Here is a 14599-nt window from a genome sequence, read left to right on the forward strand (position 1 = left end):
TTGAAAGAGACCATTCCGAACCTCGAAGTGTACAAAAGACTTTTTACGCCCAATTTAAACAAATAATAATTCTTAAAAAGATAATTAACATTTATATATTTCAAATTTTATAATATAATATAAAAATAATTTAAGGGATTACTAAATGGGTATCATATGTGTTTCTTTTTCCGTTTTCATCGATAGATACGTCTCTGTTTTCAATATCCCCTCCATAGACCTCAATCCATTATTAATAAAATTCCTTATGGAGTCTATGTCTTGACTTCTAATCTTTAGAAGTATATTTTTTTCCCCAAATAAAATATGCAGTTCCATAATTTCCGGTAAATTCATTAATTTATTAATTATCTCTTCTTCTTTTGCTGGTTCTACTGTTAACATAATAAAGGCGAGGTATGGAAAGCCAACAGCATCAGGATTGATAATGGTCGTAAAACCCTCGATAACCAATTCTTCCTGAAGCTTTTTAACTCGATTATATAGTGTGGGCTCGGAGATTTTCAAGTCTGTAGCTATTTTTCTAAAGGGTCTTCGGGAATCTTCTTGAAGAAGTTTTAAGATTTTTCTGTCGACATTTTTGACCTTCACAAGCGACACCTTGCATATCAATTGTTACTAATAAATTGAAAGCATAATACTGTGATTTTTCCCTAAAAATGTTGGTCGTTGTTGTAAGAAAATACTCAATTTCTAATTAATTTATCGCAAAAATACCTTAAATATTTTGCGAGAAATATAATTTTAATTATTATTATTTAAATTTTTTTTATTATTCAATAAAAAATGCCATAAAATCTTATTATAGTTCTAAAATGTCAAGATCATTAGCCAAAATAACTTCTCCATTAAACGTTTTTTTAGCTTGATTAATAAAAATAGATTCTTCTCCTTCGAAAAAATCAGGCCAGTGAAAAAGAGCTAAAATTTTAACATTAGCCTTCGAAGCCAACAATCCCGCATCACTAGGTGTACAATGATGTAATGTATGAGCCAAATCAGAAAGCTCGTCTGGAAACGCTGCCTCATGAATAAGCAAATCACAGTTTTTAGCAAAGTCCACCAATTCTCTAAAAGGCCCGGTATCACCAGTATAACAGACGCTTTTTCCCTTCCTCTCTACTCGATAGGCGTAATTAATAGGTTTATGAACTGTAGTTATATAACTAATATTCTCTAAATCACCAGGATTAGAATTATATTTTATTTTGAATGCTAATTTATCAAGTGGCGTGTATCCTAATTTTAATAAAGATATTACCAGATTTTCAATATATTCGGGACCGGTTATTTGTAGGTCATTGGTTCTTCTATTAACAAGCCACATCGCCCATATTAGTGAAGTTAAACCCATAACGTGGTCTGCATGTCCATGAGAAATTAAAACATTTTTAATTTTGGTCAAATCTCCTAAAATCGAAAGAAGCTTTTGAGTGGTTCCTTCACCACAGTCTATGAGTAAATCCTCATCGATTAACACAGCTAAATTTGAACGATTTTTTGTAATCATACTTCCAGCGGTTCCCAAAAAGATTACTCTCAAAAGATCACCGAAAATATTTTTACAATCATAGTTATAGCTTTTTGTAAATATTAGGGTAAAACTTTTTTATATATTTATTTTTTTAAAAACCATTTTATTATTTTGTAGCACCTAACATTTTTAAAACTAAACGTTCTTAATATAATACATAGAACAATCGAAAACAAAGGGAAAGCGAAATTCATTATTCAAATGTTTCATTTCTAAATATATACGAGTGTTATTAGATTCGTGTTGAAAAAAAGGTGATTGTGATGGAGTCTGTTAATGAGCTAGCTAAACTATTAGAAGAAATAGTGAAAGATGAAATTATCAAAGGTCTGGTCCTAATCAGTAAAGAGGGAAAATCAGAATCAATGGTGATATTAGAGGAATCAGTTAATAAGGATAAGCTAGCCGCTAGTAGCGCGACTCTGCTCTCAATCTCATCTCAAGCTATTGAGAAACTACTTAATCAGACCCCTGAATATATCCTTTCCTTTACGCAGAACAATCTTATAATAACTTTACCTGTCAACTCGAGTATGGTTCTTTCTGCGCTCATTGAAAGAAAGAAAGCTGAATATACAGGTATTGAAAATTGTATAAACAAAATTAAGAAAGTTTCGGAAAAGGTAGCCTTAATCGTAGAAATGTCAGAATATCCCAAAAAGGGATTATTTATGAATATTAGAAACGCTTTACCCGAAGCCAAAACTATTGCCATTCTTACCAATGAAGGGGTACCACTGATGGTTCACCCAGCAGAAGATGCTATTACTATTTCGGGAATGATAAGCGCTATACACACAATAGGTGGTAATATGGTCCCTAACGAAGATAGTGATTATTCTGTTATTGCTGGTAAAGAGGGATTGATAATAGCACAGCAAATTGATAATAATAGGCTTCTTGCTGTAGCTATACCAAAAAAGGTAAAAATAAACGATATTGTAGCAAAGATTAAAATGGCAGTAAAAGAAAGTGAAACACAAAGTGTTGACATGGAGGGCTCCGCTTAGCCGTGGTTGAAAGTCCGTCAACTGTTCTTGTGGTAGGATTTAACGCTAGACCTATAGCAGTTTCGGCAAAAAAACTAGGATTAAATGTTCTGGTAGTTGATTACTGGGGGGATGTTGACCTCTACAAATATGCAGATGAGGTATTAATTGTCAGTGAATTAACCAAAGAAACAAACTTGGAGAGAAGGTATACAAGTCTTTTTTTAGAACTAGCTCAGAAATTAACGGAAAAACATCAAATAGATTTTATTTTGGTGGGAAGTGGTTTTGATGATCAACCCCAAATTTGGGAGAAACTCAATAAATTGGCTCCAATAATCGGAAACAATCCGAAAACCCTCAAAAACTCAAGAGATAAAATAAAAATCTTTGGCGAAGCCAAAAAGCTAGGCATCCCATGCCCAGATTCAATAATTGTAAAAGATGAGGATAATGCCAAAGAAGCCGCAAAATCAATAGGCTTACCCGTAATAATCCGACCAACTTGGGGAGGAGGTGGACAAGGGATTAATTTGGCTAAAAATATAAATGAAGTAGAAAAAATATTCCAACAATTGTCAAAATATAGAAAAATTATGATTCAAGAATATGTCAGAGGAATTGATGCCAGTTGTTCTCTTCTCTCAACCGGTAAATCAGCATTGGCGATATCAGTCAATGAACAATTAATCGGAATCTCCAGTTTAGGTGCGAAAGATTTCATTTATTGTGGGAACGTCGTACCATTAACTGCTAAGGAAAACATTTGTGATAAAATAAGAACGGGTTCCGAAGTCTTAAGTAAATTATTAAATTTAAAGGGTTCCAATGGAATAGATTTTGTTATACATGAGAATGAACCTTATTTAATGGAGATTAATCCCCGTTTTCAAGGAACCCTAGAATGTGTGCAGATGGTAACTGGATTAAACATGGTTGAGGCACACATTAAGGCTTACCAAGGAATACTTCCTAAAAAAATTCCAAGCCAAGGTTGCGCCGTAAAAAAAATTCTATTTGCAAAATACGACTTCTTAATGCCCGAAATTACAATTCCCGAGGTTTTTGACATCACCAAACCAGGAACCATTGTAAAAAAAGGAATGCCCATTTGCACTGTTCAAATCCTTGAAAACACAAAAAGCAAAGCACTATCAAAAGCAAGTAGAATATCAAAACAAATTTACCAGCAATTCAGAAAGAATAGAATCAACCGACTATTAAATGAATAAAAAAAGGTGGATCTTTAACTTTGATGAATTACTGATTAACTTTTTTAACCTTATCCTTAAAATAGTTCAGCAATTCGTCCATCGAGTCATTTATTGAACCTTTTCCAGTTTGAATTTTTTGAAATATATCGTTTACAATATTTTCCGGAGCTTCTTTTCCCGCAGCACCAAAAATTGCATCTAGTTTAGGTAAAAATTCTACAAATTTATCGCGGTCTCCATCCCAGTTTTCCAGGTTGCCATATTCTTTGAGAAATAGTTCACTAAGCTCATCAAGTTTGTTTTTGATCATATCATCTCGGTCTGTATACGCAGCAAATATAACCTCGTCACTACACACATATACGAACTTTTTATCGTCAAGTAACACGCTTTCAATATTACGACCGCTAATATTTCTACCAAAAGAAAACATAGCGCTCAAAAACCCTGACACCAGATTCTCATCGGTCTCTAGACTTCCGTATTTTCGATGAATTACACATTCACCGCTTTTCTTCAATAAGTAAAAATTGTGAATCATGGGTATTACACCTAGGTGAGCCGCATAATCTAATTATAAATAGGCGCCAATCCACTAATAAATATTGTGTTCTTATTGAGAAATATTCACAAATTAGAAATTATTATTGTGATTTTCGCAATTTTATAAGTTTTAGTCAAAAAATAGTAAATAAATATAGAGTTTAGAAAAACATATAAACAATTCTTTTTTAAAAAAGCTCAAATATGTTACCTCGCTTTTCTAAAATTAATAATATTATGTAATGTTAATAGTAACTATTGTGGTGAAAAATGGAATTAAAAATATCTGCGATCGCCAAAAAATATATAAAAAATAATTTGGATCAACTTCAGGGTATGGGAGGTTTACTTATAAATTTTGTAGAATATAAATCCTGCTGCGGAGCATTTATCCAGATATCAAATGCAACTATAGTTGATATTAAAAAATATGCAAACAAAGTAGTTCCTATAGCTAGTGAGGATGGCATTACTGCATATATTGAAAATGATTCTGATTTTTTCGAAACGAACTATAATATTATAAGAGTGGAAATTAACCACAACAAAGATTATGATTTGTTTAAGGTTCAATTCGAATAACACTTGAGTTTTGGGAATTTATAAGACTTCAATTAGTTCATAAAGATTATTTATAATAAAATCTGCCTTTACCGTAGTTTTGATTCTCGAACGCACTATTATAGCAGTAAGTGTACCGGCTCTTACTCCCGCAATTATATCACTATCCTTATCCCCCACCACTAGTGAATCCCTAGGTGAGCTATTTAATTCCTTGATACATTTAAGAATCCCGTATGCCTCTGGCTTTGCATTTTTTTGTTCAATAGTTCCCAAAGCAACAATGGAATCAAAATACTGGGTTAAATTAAAGGTATCCAATTCCAAAAATGCTAACTCCATGGGAGTATTAGTAACGATCCCCAAAGAAAATTCTCTAGCCAAACCCTCCAAGACAACCACGTCTTCATAGGGTTTGATTTTGCTGATGCTCATGAGCCTTTGGCGTGCTTCTAAATCCCTTCTATCGAATGCCTTCCAAAAATCATTTAGATTTCGCACCCCCCAAGATTTTAAAATCTTCTGATAATCCTTACCACTCTCCCATAACTGATCCCTCTGCTCCCGGCTGGGGACTTCACATCCAATTTCTACAAGTGATTCCACTAGCAACCGGTCAAAAAAATCTCCATCGGGAACATCTATAAGTGTTCCATCCAAATCAAAAATAATAGATTTAATCCTTTTTCTCATGAACCATGTCTCCTAGGGTTTAGCATTAGCGTAGACTAGTAATTAATTGTTTTTGAATTTTGTTTTCATTATTTAGTAGATAAAATATTGTGGGAAAACTCAGTTTTAATTTTATTTTCTTTTTAGTCGCTAAGGTATAATATCTCTTCCTAACACGTATTGAAAATGAAATTGAGAAAGGTTATACTCATTCTTTGTAGTTCAGTCTTTAATATTTGGAGCCCGCCACCAGAGAAGCAGTAAGTATATTGCGATCGCCAAATATGCTAATGCCCAAGGAGTGCGCAGAGCAAGTTCTCCAAGGCTTGTCGGTACTGAGTATGCGTGAATTATTCCAAATAGTGCCAATGGAGCTGATATGGCAGCAAATATAAAGGCTCTTCTCAAGCGTCTGTGGTTGAGGTCGGAAACAATGCTTCCCCAGATTAGTCCTACTGTTGCTGCTCCTAGTCCGAGGAAGACTATCCCGAACCAGCCGAAAGCGGCGCTCGAGTAGCTAAATGTTTCATTTAACCCATAACCGTAGATGCCCAGATACTGAGCAACTGGAATTTCTACCGGAATGCCTAGAATATTTATGGTTATGAAAAATATGTTGTTAAGTAGTTGGTAGGGCGTTATTGCGTTACTCATTAATGCTCCGGTGTAAGCGCTTTTAAAATTGTTAGTTATGATAAGAGTTAAGACTGTGAAGAAGTGTGGGACCATTGCCAACATTACCGCAAATAAATCTCCCCAAATTATGAAATCAGGGCTATTCACTTTTTTATTCTCTTCATAGACTTCTTTGAAGGCTTGAATCACAATTAAACCTCCAATAACCAAAAGTATCGGCACAGTAACACTAGCTGGAATTACCATGGGTACAAGGAATAGTATTCCACACCAGACTACTGCTGCGGTAATAATCCCATGCAGCAGCGAGTATCCTATTCCCGCACCCATTCTAACATAACTCGCCGATCCTACGTAGTTCACTGTAGGTGCCCAGCCCCCAAAAGGTGTTCCCAGCAGACTGCTACATCCATCTATGAGCATAGTGGTTTTTGCAGAATACCCATATTTATCACACCAGAGTTTTAAGATCTCGGGCTCCTCTATTCCGAACTGATGGGCGATTTCAAGATTTCCAGATTTGTTGTTAGCGTAGCTCTCTAAGGCATCGTAAATTTGGAAAGGAATAACAACAGCCAAAATCATAGGTAGGGCCTGTAATCCTCGCCCCAGGAGTTCGGGTCTCAAACCGGGGAGCATAAAGGTGAAAGCCTGTGGATAAATATAGTTTAAGGCTAGAGGGAAATTTCCGGTGCTGAACGCGAGAATCAAAGCGAATGGAAATTGGGGGCCGGTGCCACCCCATATCTGAGCCCACATCTCGCCAAAATAGTAAAGGGGATCACCCGAGGGACTAAAGCCCCCCAGCCACAAAATGTTAATACCCACAAGACTGGTTCCAACAATTAATGCCAAAAGGTTTGTTGGAATCTTCTTAAAAATTCTTAGACGAGATATTATTCCCGTTAACAAAATGAATAGAACTACAAATCCAATAGTGGGTGAGAGATAGGGCCATCCGTTGAGAGCGCCATAGATCCCATTAATTGGGCCTCCGGCTATATAACCTAAATTATTTAGGATGAGCCAGGCAAAACCTATTCCTGCTATTGTGCCTAGTACCGCTGCTGTTGGAATATGCCTCCTTATATATTCAATTAAGCCAAAAGCGATGATGATTTCGAAAATTGAGCTTAGAAAGTTGGCTAGAATTGCTATAGAAATGGCGGTGTATAGGTCAAAGCCAAGAATGGTTTGGGAGAGTCCGATGATTGCACCTAAAAATAGGAATGTTCCGGGAGCACTTATTCCAAAAGGTAGGGCGGTGTGCGTTTTTCCAGTTTCCATGGTTTTTTTGTATGCATAGTAGCTATAGGCAATATTTCCGATGAGGACTTGTAGTGCACCTGCGCCTAGCAGGGCGGATATTACGCCCCAGGGTTTATGGGGAAAGTATATTTGAAAATCGGGGAGCAAGGAGTACCCTTGGGGAATTATTACCGGGATTTGAGCTCCAGAAAAATTGATGATTCCGATTAAATTTATTGGGGCGATGTATATTCCTGTTAGAGCTGAGAAGTACCAAGCGGGAATGTATTGTAGGCTCCAAATTATAGGGAGTAAACCGATAAGCAGTATGAATAAGGTAAAATTATCTACGAATAGGGCAATAGTTCCGTTAATATCGTTTCTTTTCCAGATTTTTACTGTCCCTCTATTAAATATGCTTAGAAGGAAATCATTAAATGATGGTTCACCCAAGGGAACTATTTCTGGGAGCGCTGGTTTTTTCCCAGTTTTATTAGGCAATTTTTCTCACCGATACTACCAATTTTTTTAAAAATATGTTAAAAAGGTTAGAGATCCAAAATAAACCTTAGCCTTAATAAGGGTTCAAATTTCACATTTTTAGAAGATTATCTTCGCCTATTTCCAGTATAATACCTTTCTTTTTCGTTGTTTTACCTATGATTTGAGCCTGAGTTCCCGCTTTCTTACAAATTGATAAAATAATTTCAGAACTTTCTCTTGGCGCAACAACAACGAAGCCGACTCCCATGTTGAAGGTTCTGTACATTTCATAGTCACTAATGTTCCCGGCCTGCTTGATAGTCTGGAAAATAGGTTGTGGGTCCGGTAATTGGTCAATATGCATCCCTATTCGACCATAACAAATTCTATTAAGCTTAGAGAATGCTCCCCCAGTTATGTTTGCAAGACCATGCACCTCAACTTTTTCCAGAATTTCTAAAACTTCTCGAACATAAATTTTAGTCGGTTCAAGTAATGACGTACCTACAGTCTGATTCGAACCTGGCAATGGATCAAATATATTAAATCCCGCAGTATCTAGAAGTGCTTTCCTCGCGAGGGAAAAGCCATTAGAGTGAATTCCACTACTCTGTAGACCAATTATCACATCATTAGCCACAATTTTTTCTCCAGTTATCACCTTATCTTGATAAACCATACCGATACTCATAGCAACCAAATCGAATCCTTTTCCCTCAACCGCACCCTTTATTACACCGGGCATAGTGGCGGTTTCTCCACCCAGTATCGCTATACTCGCCATTTCAGCTCCTTTAACCAGACCGCGAATTATCTGCTCTACCATTTCTGGATCCGATTTCTCGATTGCCAAATAATCCACAATGGCTAATGGTTCAGCACCAATACAGATTAAATCGTTTACATTCATAGCTACACAGTCAATTCCCACAGTATCATATTTATCCATTAACTGAGCAATCAAAACCTTGGTGCCCACCCCATCGCTGTGAACAGCTAGTGCCCGTCCAGAACCGATATCTATTAAATTCGCGTAATGCCCGTACTCTCCCACCACTTCACCAAATCTCCCACTTCTCAGTGAAAAGGTTTTTTCGATTAATCTACCGATAATCTTGTGGCTTTCACTCGCCTTAACCAGATCCACTCCCGCATCTCGATATGTTAAACCTTTTTTTTCCAACACTCACACCTAACTAGAAGAAAGCCGATTTTTTTATAAAAATTTAGGTAGAAAATAAATATATCGAAAATTTCACAACTTTTTCAGATTATATTATATTTGCTACCATTCTCGCAAATATCAAGATGAAAATAAAAGCGGCGTTTATAAAAATAATCCAGCCATACGCAGGATTAAGAGTGATGTAAATGAAAGAAACTGGAAGAGTTATAATAAAAGGAATTAACGAAAGGATCAAAGAGACCCACTCAAAAGAGAGGGCAATTAGAAGAGAATCAACAAGCCAAACAACTAGAATAATTTGTAACCCCCATTCCACGAATCCACTTGCTAAATTTATAGTATTAATTGACCGAATAACTAGTGGCAATTGAACCAGAACCACTAAAATAAAAAAATGGCAATGCTTAGAATTCTACCGGTTATCCTAGCCAAAACAACCACCACCAGAATATACCGATAAAACCTTATAAAAAGCCCTTCTAAAAATCCTCTAGGTTTTTGTCTCTGTTTTTTTGGTTTTTCTAAAAATTTGGCGTATATATTAAGAAAATTTTTAAATAAAAACTAAAAGTTTTGCTAATTTATAAAGCACTATATTCATAAGAACGCATTTTCTATATTATAAGATAGGATAAACACTTTGGGGAGAAAATATGAGTAAAATCGAGGTAAAGCGTTGTGAAGTTTGTGGAAACCATTACTTATCCCGCCATGAGAAATGTCCAAACTGTGGGGAACTCCTCGAATTTGAAGCAGATTTATCCAAAAATAACGCGACATTAATAATACCTTTGGCCCGAAGCTCTAAAAGTTCCAAAAAAGAAAAACAGGCATTTGTTCCAAGCAGAATAGTAGAAGAAAAGGGTTCCCAAGAAACCTCAGGAACTAACATTTTTCTCGGAACTGGTTTTTTGATAAATGTAGTGAGTTCAAAAAACAATATTCAATACGAGGTAAATAATCTTGGAAACGAGTTTCTAGGATTTGTAGAATGTGAAAACACATCTTCCGGAATAATGATGAGGGTTAGAGACGTCAAAGGACTAATAATTGATACAGTTGAGGGAAATCCCCAATACACCCAGTATACTATTAAGGATCGTTATAACAAAAAAATTGGGATCATGCAGCAGCAAGGAGTTCTAAAACAAAACTACATAATAGTCTCACTCGAGGATAATGTAACACTTAAAATCTGGGGAGACCCAAACAAAAAGGAGTACTCATTAGTAAAAAATGGTCAAATCTTTGTAAATATTCTGAAAACCTCACCAGAAACATACAAAATAGAAGTTAAAAACAGGGTGGACAGTAGAATACCATTACTGTTCTCAATGGTCATAGACGCAACCCAAAGAAGAAAAAAGTAATCCACTTAAAACCACACGAATAAAACATTTAAAGATACAAACTAAAAAATTAAACCAATTTAACCGGATTAACTACTTTTGAAACTAATCCAAATGATTTTTAGATATTTCTCAAATGTTATCCTCATCATATTAAATTTCTAATATCTCCATTTTCAAACCTAATTAAGCGGAGACTAGCAAATCTATAAGAGAGGGTGCTCAAATGTTCAAAAATGTACTGAGAAGAAACGGTTTTTGGTGCAAGAGAGCGAGCGGCGGAGATACTTTTCTGAAACACGACTCAATATTCGGAGGAATATACGTCACCCTGGAAAAAAAATGGGCAGTATTAAAAATTGTGGATCGGGACATTATACACGTCTTCAGAAGTGCAAAACAATTGGAAGACTATCTAAAAGGACTAGAGGAGAGAGAACCGCCCTCAATAATACGACAAAAATAAAAATAGATCTTCACCAATCACCCAAAATGACAAAAATATTGGTCATCTCAGTGCAAACTCCTTGAGACCTGTTTTTAAAATTGAGGTCAACATACCATCCAGATTTCTAAATCTTCCCGGTAGAAGTTTAAGGATTTTAAGAAGCGAGCAAATTTCTTAAACTCATTTCCACTACTGTTTTTAATAGGTGAATTTTTTGGAGATCGCCAACTCTTACATTGATAGACTTTTCGACCTGCTATTACAAGTCTTCGAACTCAGAGAACTAGGATTAAGTATCCTCGAAGACACCCAGTGGTTCCTAAATAAAATCCTTGAAAAAACCACCAACCAGGAAGAAAAAGATGCCTTCACTTTAATAAAGCAGTCCGTGGTTTCTTGGATAGAGGACCTAAGAATACGGAGAGGCTGGGGAGAGACTAAGGGTCTTTCTCCTTTAGAAATCACATATTGGAAAAAGGCTGCCAAAATTTTTAGAGAACTTAAAAATGAAAACCTTGCTGAACTAACCTTAACTATTAGCAAACTAAGAGAAGCCGAGGACAGTTTACTAGTAAATGATCCTGCAAGAGCAATCACCCTATTTTCAGAGTCTGAAGAAACACTAGAAAAACTGGGAAAAAAAGCGGCGCTCACCGCCAAGAGAAGAAGACTAAATATCCAAGCAGAAATTTTCTACACAAAAAAAGAATTCGAAAAAGCAGCACAACTCTACCTACAGATTGCTGAGATTCTGGAAAAAACCGGTTTCCGGGGGAAAGAGCTTGCCTTAATAAGGGCCTACGAATTACTAATACTTCACGAGGGCAGCAGAGAAAACTGGAAAACGGTTTCAGAATACCAGATTAAAATATCCAACCTATTAAGAGAAATAGGTCAAGTAGAAAAAGCTCTCATAGCAGAATATTACGCCCACTCCGCTTCCGCAAAAAGCGCTGAGAAACAAAAAGATTGGGAACAAGCATCGAAAAACCATCTAAAAGCATCAGAATTACTACAAAAAATGGGAAGCACCATAAGTGCCCTATACGCAAAACTAAACCATCACATCTGCAGAGCGAAGGCAGAAAACAAATCTCCAGAATGGCTCGAAGAAGCTGAGCAACTTGTGGAAAAAGCACGCACAGAAAGCGCAACAGACCCCAAAGAGCTAGAAAGCAAAGTTAAACAATTTCTCTCCCTAATAGAACAAGAAAATCAGCCCAAAAAATAATCTCAAAAATTTTGAGCCGGGTCAAAAAATAATATTCAATATTTCAATCATCTCCCAGAATAAGAAAAATTTTCAAAATTTAAAAACTCTAGCACAACCAAAACATATTTCAACAAAAATCAGATACTATACATGGAGGGTATACCCATTATAATAGTGCACAGCGAGTAAAAGGCTAGCGATGACCTAGTGTTCTCAGTAATGGGTAACAAACAATACCCTCCACATCACCACAAAACCTATCTTCTTTTATTCAAAAAATTCCAACTAAACTAACTAATTCGCAGTGAGCAAATGCGTAAATCGATATAAATATATGAAAAAAATCCCATAGTAAAATAAAGGCAGGAAAGCAATCCCAACGCTAACTAATTATCTGAAAACCATCCCTTTAACTGAATGGAAGTAATACCATGAAAATCTACGGAAGAAGAGCAAAAAATCTCATTCTACTCACGACCATAACACTACTACTCTCAGTCTCCCTATTCCTCGCCTACAACCAACAACCCATACTCCAAAACACACTAACCATTCCCACCAACCACCTCAGCACAAACACTCAAGATTCAAAAATGGGAACACACCTCCAACAACTATTACAAACATCCGACCCTTTAACAGAATACGAGATGATCATCTTCTTTGAAAAAACAATCAACTACACCCAAGGAATACACCTGTTAAAAGAACTCGGAGACTTCAAAATCATATCAAACTACACCATACTCAACGGCATCTGCATAAAAGCACCAATAAAACTGGCAGAAACCATAGCCCAACAAAACTACATAAGGTCAATAAGCCACAACGGAAAAATTAAACTAGCCGATCACCAGATAACAACAAACACAATCCAAACCAAAGACACAGGTGTTAACACTGCAATAGGAGCCAGCATACTTCAAAACCCACCATATAATTTAAATGGAACCGGTGTGTTCGTCGCAGTCCTAGATACTGGAATCAACCCCCATACTTACCTAAATGAAAGTAGGATAAATTATAGTAAGAGTTTTGTAGATGAAGAAGATACCAAAGACCTAAATGGTCACGGAACAGCTGTAGCAGGAATAATTGGAGCGTCAGGCGGCCCTGCTATGGGAGTTGCACCCGCAGTAGAATTCCTAAATTTGAAGGTATTAAACGAAACCGGAGAGGGATATGAAAACTGGCTATATGAAGCAATAAACGAAGCGTTGAGTACGGGTAATGCAACACTTCCTCACCCTAGGGCCAATATTATCTCAATGTCTTTAGGTAGTTATCCTGGAAACTCTACTGATAATTCGAGCATAACGGCTAACGATGCGTGGCTCAGTGACGTTGTTGTAGTGGCAGCTGCCGGCAATGAGGGTGGATATGGTTACTTTAGTATAAATTCTCCTGGTTTAGCAGCCCGCATTATAACTGTGGGTGCAGCAAGCGGTTTTAATTACGGTTCCATAGCCTCATTTTCTAGCCGTGGACCAACTGATGATAATCGATCCAAACCAGATATGGTAGCCCCAGGAGTAGACCTAATCACTCTTTCAAATGATGGTAGCAGTACTAGATCTTTCAGTGGAACTAGTGCTTCTACACCTGTTGTGTCTGGTGCGATAGCTTTACTGCTTGATGAAAATTCTAATGTATCTTGGGTTTCTCCAAACACTATTAAAGCTGCCCTTATGATGACAGCTAAAGACTTAGGATTGAACCCATTCTCGCAGGGAGCTGGACTGATAAATATTTCCAAGGCATATAATTATCTCTGTGATTATTATATAGAGGATAATAATATTACACCGCCTTTAATAGTAACTCCGATAAGAGCTATTTCAAGCCCTTTAACACTTAACAACATAACTCCTACAGTTCTTAACCTAACAATTATTGTAGGAAATATAACCAGAAATCCAATCATTAATCCAAATTTCACCGTGACAGGTAATGCCAGCAACTTTCTACTCGATATTGGCAATATTACTTCTTCTCCTCTTAATAATACACAAGTATTTGTGCAAATCAGATTTCTAGTTCCTCCAGGTGAATCTCCCGACCACTTCTCAGGAAATCTAGAATTAGTTAATAACAGTGGAGGTGAAAGTGAAAATGTGTTGTATATTGTTCCCTTGGGTATCTATCATGACCCACCTTCGTGGGAATATTTGTTATCTTTCTTATTTGTCGGTTTAGACAATACAGTAAATCTTTTGATTATTGGGAGCATTGCGGGAGTAGCAACTATTTGCTTGGTTGCGTTAATAGCCGGCTTACGGGCTAGAAGTAGGAAACTTGAACCTTTTCCCGGATACTACGAGCCTGGCTGGGATGAATGGTATCCTCCTCCCCCGCCACCTGACTGGTTCTAATTGAATCCCTTCTTTTTATTCTTTTTTAACCGTATACGGGAAATATATGCTTGTGTTTTGCTCAACAAGTTTCCCCGGAAAGAAGCGTTTTTTAAGCCCGAAACAAAGGAGTAAACAACAACATAATTAAGAACAAAATTAATAGAAAAGG

At 36.5% G+C, this 14599-nt stretch carries 14 protein-coding genes; 8 read left to right on the forward strand and 6 right to left on the reverse strand.

From position 1 onward, the window contains the following. Positions 1 to 141: 141 nt before the first annotated feature. Together ACUVXA_RS06790 and ACUVXA_RS06795 are read right to left on the reverse strand one after the other, a co-directional pair. On the reverse strand, positions 142 to 591 hold the full coding sequence (locus ACUVXA_RS06790) for an Lrp/AsnC family transcriptional regulator (RefSeq protein ID WP_445870489.1): 450 nt from the start codon (positions 589 to 591) through the stop codon (positions 142 to 144). A gap of 211 nt (positions 592 to 802) precedes the next feature. Then, entirely contained in the window at positions 803 to 1543 is a 741-nt protein-coding gene (locus ACUVXA_RS06795; RefSeq protein WP_445870490.1) for an MBL fold metallo-hydrolase, read from the reverse strand. Between the two features lie 254 nt (positions 1544 to 1797). Here ACUVXA_RS06795 and ACUVXA_RS06800 point away from each other — a divergent pair, with 254 nt between their 5' ends. Next, positions 1798 to 2544 carry a hypothetical protein gene (locus ACUVXA_RS06800; RefSeq protein ID WP_445870491.1) on the forward strand — a complete coding sequence of 249 codons (747 nt, stop codon included), beginning with the start codon at positions 1798 to 1800 and terminating at the stop codon, positions 2542 to 2544. Positions 2545 to 2546: 2 nt separating this feature from the next. After that, positions 2547 to 3755 (forward strand): ATP-grasp domain-containing protein, encoded by a 1209-nt coding sequence (locus tag ACUVXA_RS06805; RefSeq protein ID WP_445870492.1) that lies wholly within the window; start codon positions 2547 to 2549, stop codon positions 3753 to 3755. A 28-nt stretch (positions 3756 to 3783) separates the two neighbouring features. Here the strand turns inward: ACUVXA_RS06805 and ACUVXA_RS06810 are convergent, their stop codons facing one another. Continuing rightward, positions 3784 to 4278, reverse strand: a complete 495-nt coding sequence (locus tag ACUVXA_RS06810) for a hypothetical protein (RefSeq protein WP_445870493.1) — start codon at positions 4276 to 4278, stop codon at positions 3784 to 3786. A gap of 272 nt (positions 4279 to 4550) precedes the next feature. On the opposite strand from ACUVXA_RS06810, the gene ACUVXA_RS06815 reads away from it, so the two are divergent. Continuing rightward, positions 4551 to 4862 (forward strand): hypothetical protein, encoded by a 312-nt coding sequence (locus ACUVXA_RS06815; RefSeq protein ID WP_445870494.1) that lies wholly within the window; start codon positions 4551 to 4553, stop codon positions 4860 to 4862. A gap of 18 nt (positions 4863 to 4880) precedes the next feature. Here the strand turns inward: ACUVXA_RS06815 and ACUVXA_RS06820 are convergent, their stop codons facing one another. From ACUVXA_RS06820 to purM, 3 genes are all read right to left on the reverse strand, one after another. Further along, a complete protein-coding gene (locus tag ACUVXA_RS06820; protein WP_445870495.1) occupies positions 4881 to 5534 on the reverse strand; it encodes an HAD family hydrolase in 654 nt (217 codons plus the stop codon). Between the two features lie 201 nt (positions 5535 to 5735). Further along, complete coding sequence (locus tag ACUVXA_RS06825) at positions 5736 to 7898, reverse strand: hypothetical protein (RefSeq protein ID WP_445870496.1); 2163 nt, start codon at positions 7896 to 7898, stop codon at positions 5736 to 5738. 91 nt (positions 7899 to 7989) lie between these two features. Next, positions 7990 to 9063, reverse strand: coding sequence for a phosphoribosylformylglycinamidine cyclo-ligase (purM, locus tag ACUVXA_RS06830; protein WP_445870497.1), 1074 nt, complete (start codon positions 9061 to 9063; stop codon positions 7990 to 7992). Between the two features lie 188 nt (positions 9064 to 9251). Between purM and ACUVXA_RS06835 the strand changes: the two genes are divergently transcribed. The 5 genes from ACUVXA_RS06835 to ACUVXA_RS06855 all read left to right on the forward strand — a co-directional run bounded on the left by ACUVXA_RS06835 (position 9252) and on the right by ACUVXA_RS06855 (position 14448). Then, the gene (locus ACUVXA_RS06835) at positions 9252 to 9437 is read left to right on the forward strand and encodes a hypothetical protein (RefSeq protein WP_445870498.1); all 186 of its coding nucleotides are present in this window, start codon (positions 9252 to 9254) and stop codon (positions 9435 to 9437) included. 282 nt (positions 9438 to 9719) lie between these two features. Then, complete coding sequence (locus ACUVXA_RS06840; protein ID WP_445870499.1) at positions 9720 to 10436, forward strand: hypothetical protein; 717 nt, start codon at positions 9720 to 9722, stop codon at positions 10434 to 10436. A gap of 205 nt (positions 10437 to 10641) precedes the next feature. Beyond that, positions 10642 to 10881: a hypothetical protein gene (locus ACUVXA_RS06845; RefSeq protein ID WP_445870500.1), complete on the forward strand. Its 240-nt coding sequence runs from the start codon at positions 10642 to 10644 to the stop codon at positions 10879 to 10881. A gap of 196 nt (positions 10882 to 11077) precedes the next feature. Next, a complete protein-coding gene (locus ACUVXA_RS06850; RefSeq protein WP_445870501.1) occupies positions 11078 to 12094 on the forward strand; it encodes a hypothetical protein in 1017 nt (338 codons plus the stop codon). 413 nt (positions 12095 to 12507) lie between these two features. Next, entirely contained in the window at positions 12508 to 14448 is a 1941-nt protein-coding gene (locus ACUVXA_RS06855) for a S8 family serine peptidase (protein WP_445870502.1), read from the forward strand. The last annotated feature ends 151 nt before the right edge of the window (positions 14449 to 14599 follow it).

Source organism: Candidatus Jordarchaeum sp. (genome assembly GCF_052745115.1).

Bases quoted from the DNA above. Each gene is read 5' to 3' on its own strand.
- ACUVXA_RS06855 (WP_445870502.1), top strand. From the start codon at position 12,508: ATGAAAATCTACGGAAGAAGAGCAAAAAATCTCATTCTACTCACGACC.
- ACUVXA_RS06800 (WP_445870491.1), top strand. From the start codon at position 1,798: ATGGAGTCTGTTAATGAGCTAGCTAAACTATTAGAAGAAATAGTGAAA.
- ACUVXA_RS06810 (WP_445870493.1), bottom strand. From the start codon at position 4,278: ATGATTCACAATTTTTACTTATTGAAGAAAAGCGGTGAATGTGTAATT.
- ACUVXA_RS06840 (WP_445870499.1), top strand. From the start codon at position 9,720: ATGAGTAAAATCGAGGTAAAGCGTTGTGAAGTTTGTGGAAACCATTAC.
- ACUVXA_RS06815 (WP_445870494.1), top strand. From the start codon at position 4,551: ATGGAATTAAAAATATCTGCGATCGCCAAAAAATATATAAAAAATAAT.
- ACUVXA_RS06820 (WP_445870495.1), bottom strand. From the start codon at position 5,534: ATGAGAAAAAGGATTAAATCTATTATTTTTGATTTGGATGGAACACTT.
- ACUVXA_RS06845 (WP_445870500.1), top strand. From the start codon at position 10,642: ATGTTCAAAAATGTACTGAGAAGAAACGGTTTTTGGTGCAAGAGAGCG.
- ACUVXA_RS06835 (WP_445870498.1), top strand. From the start codon at position 9,252: ATGAAAGAAACTGGAAGAGTTATAATAAAAGGAATTAACGAAAGGATC.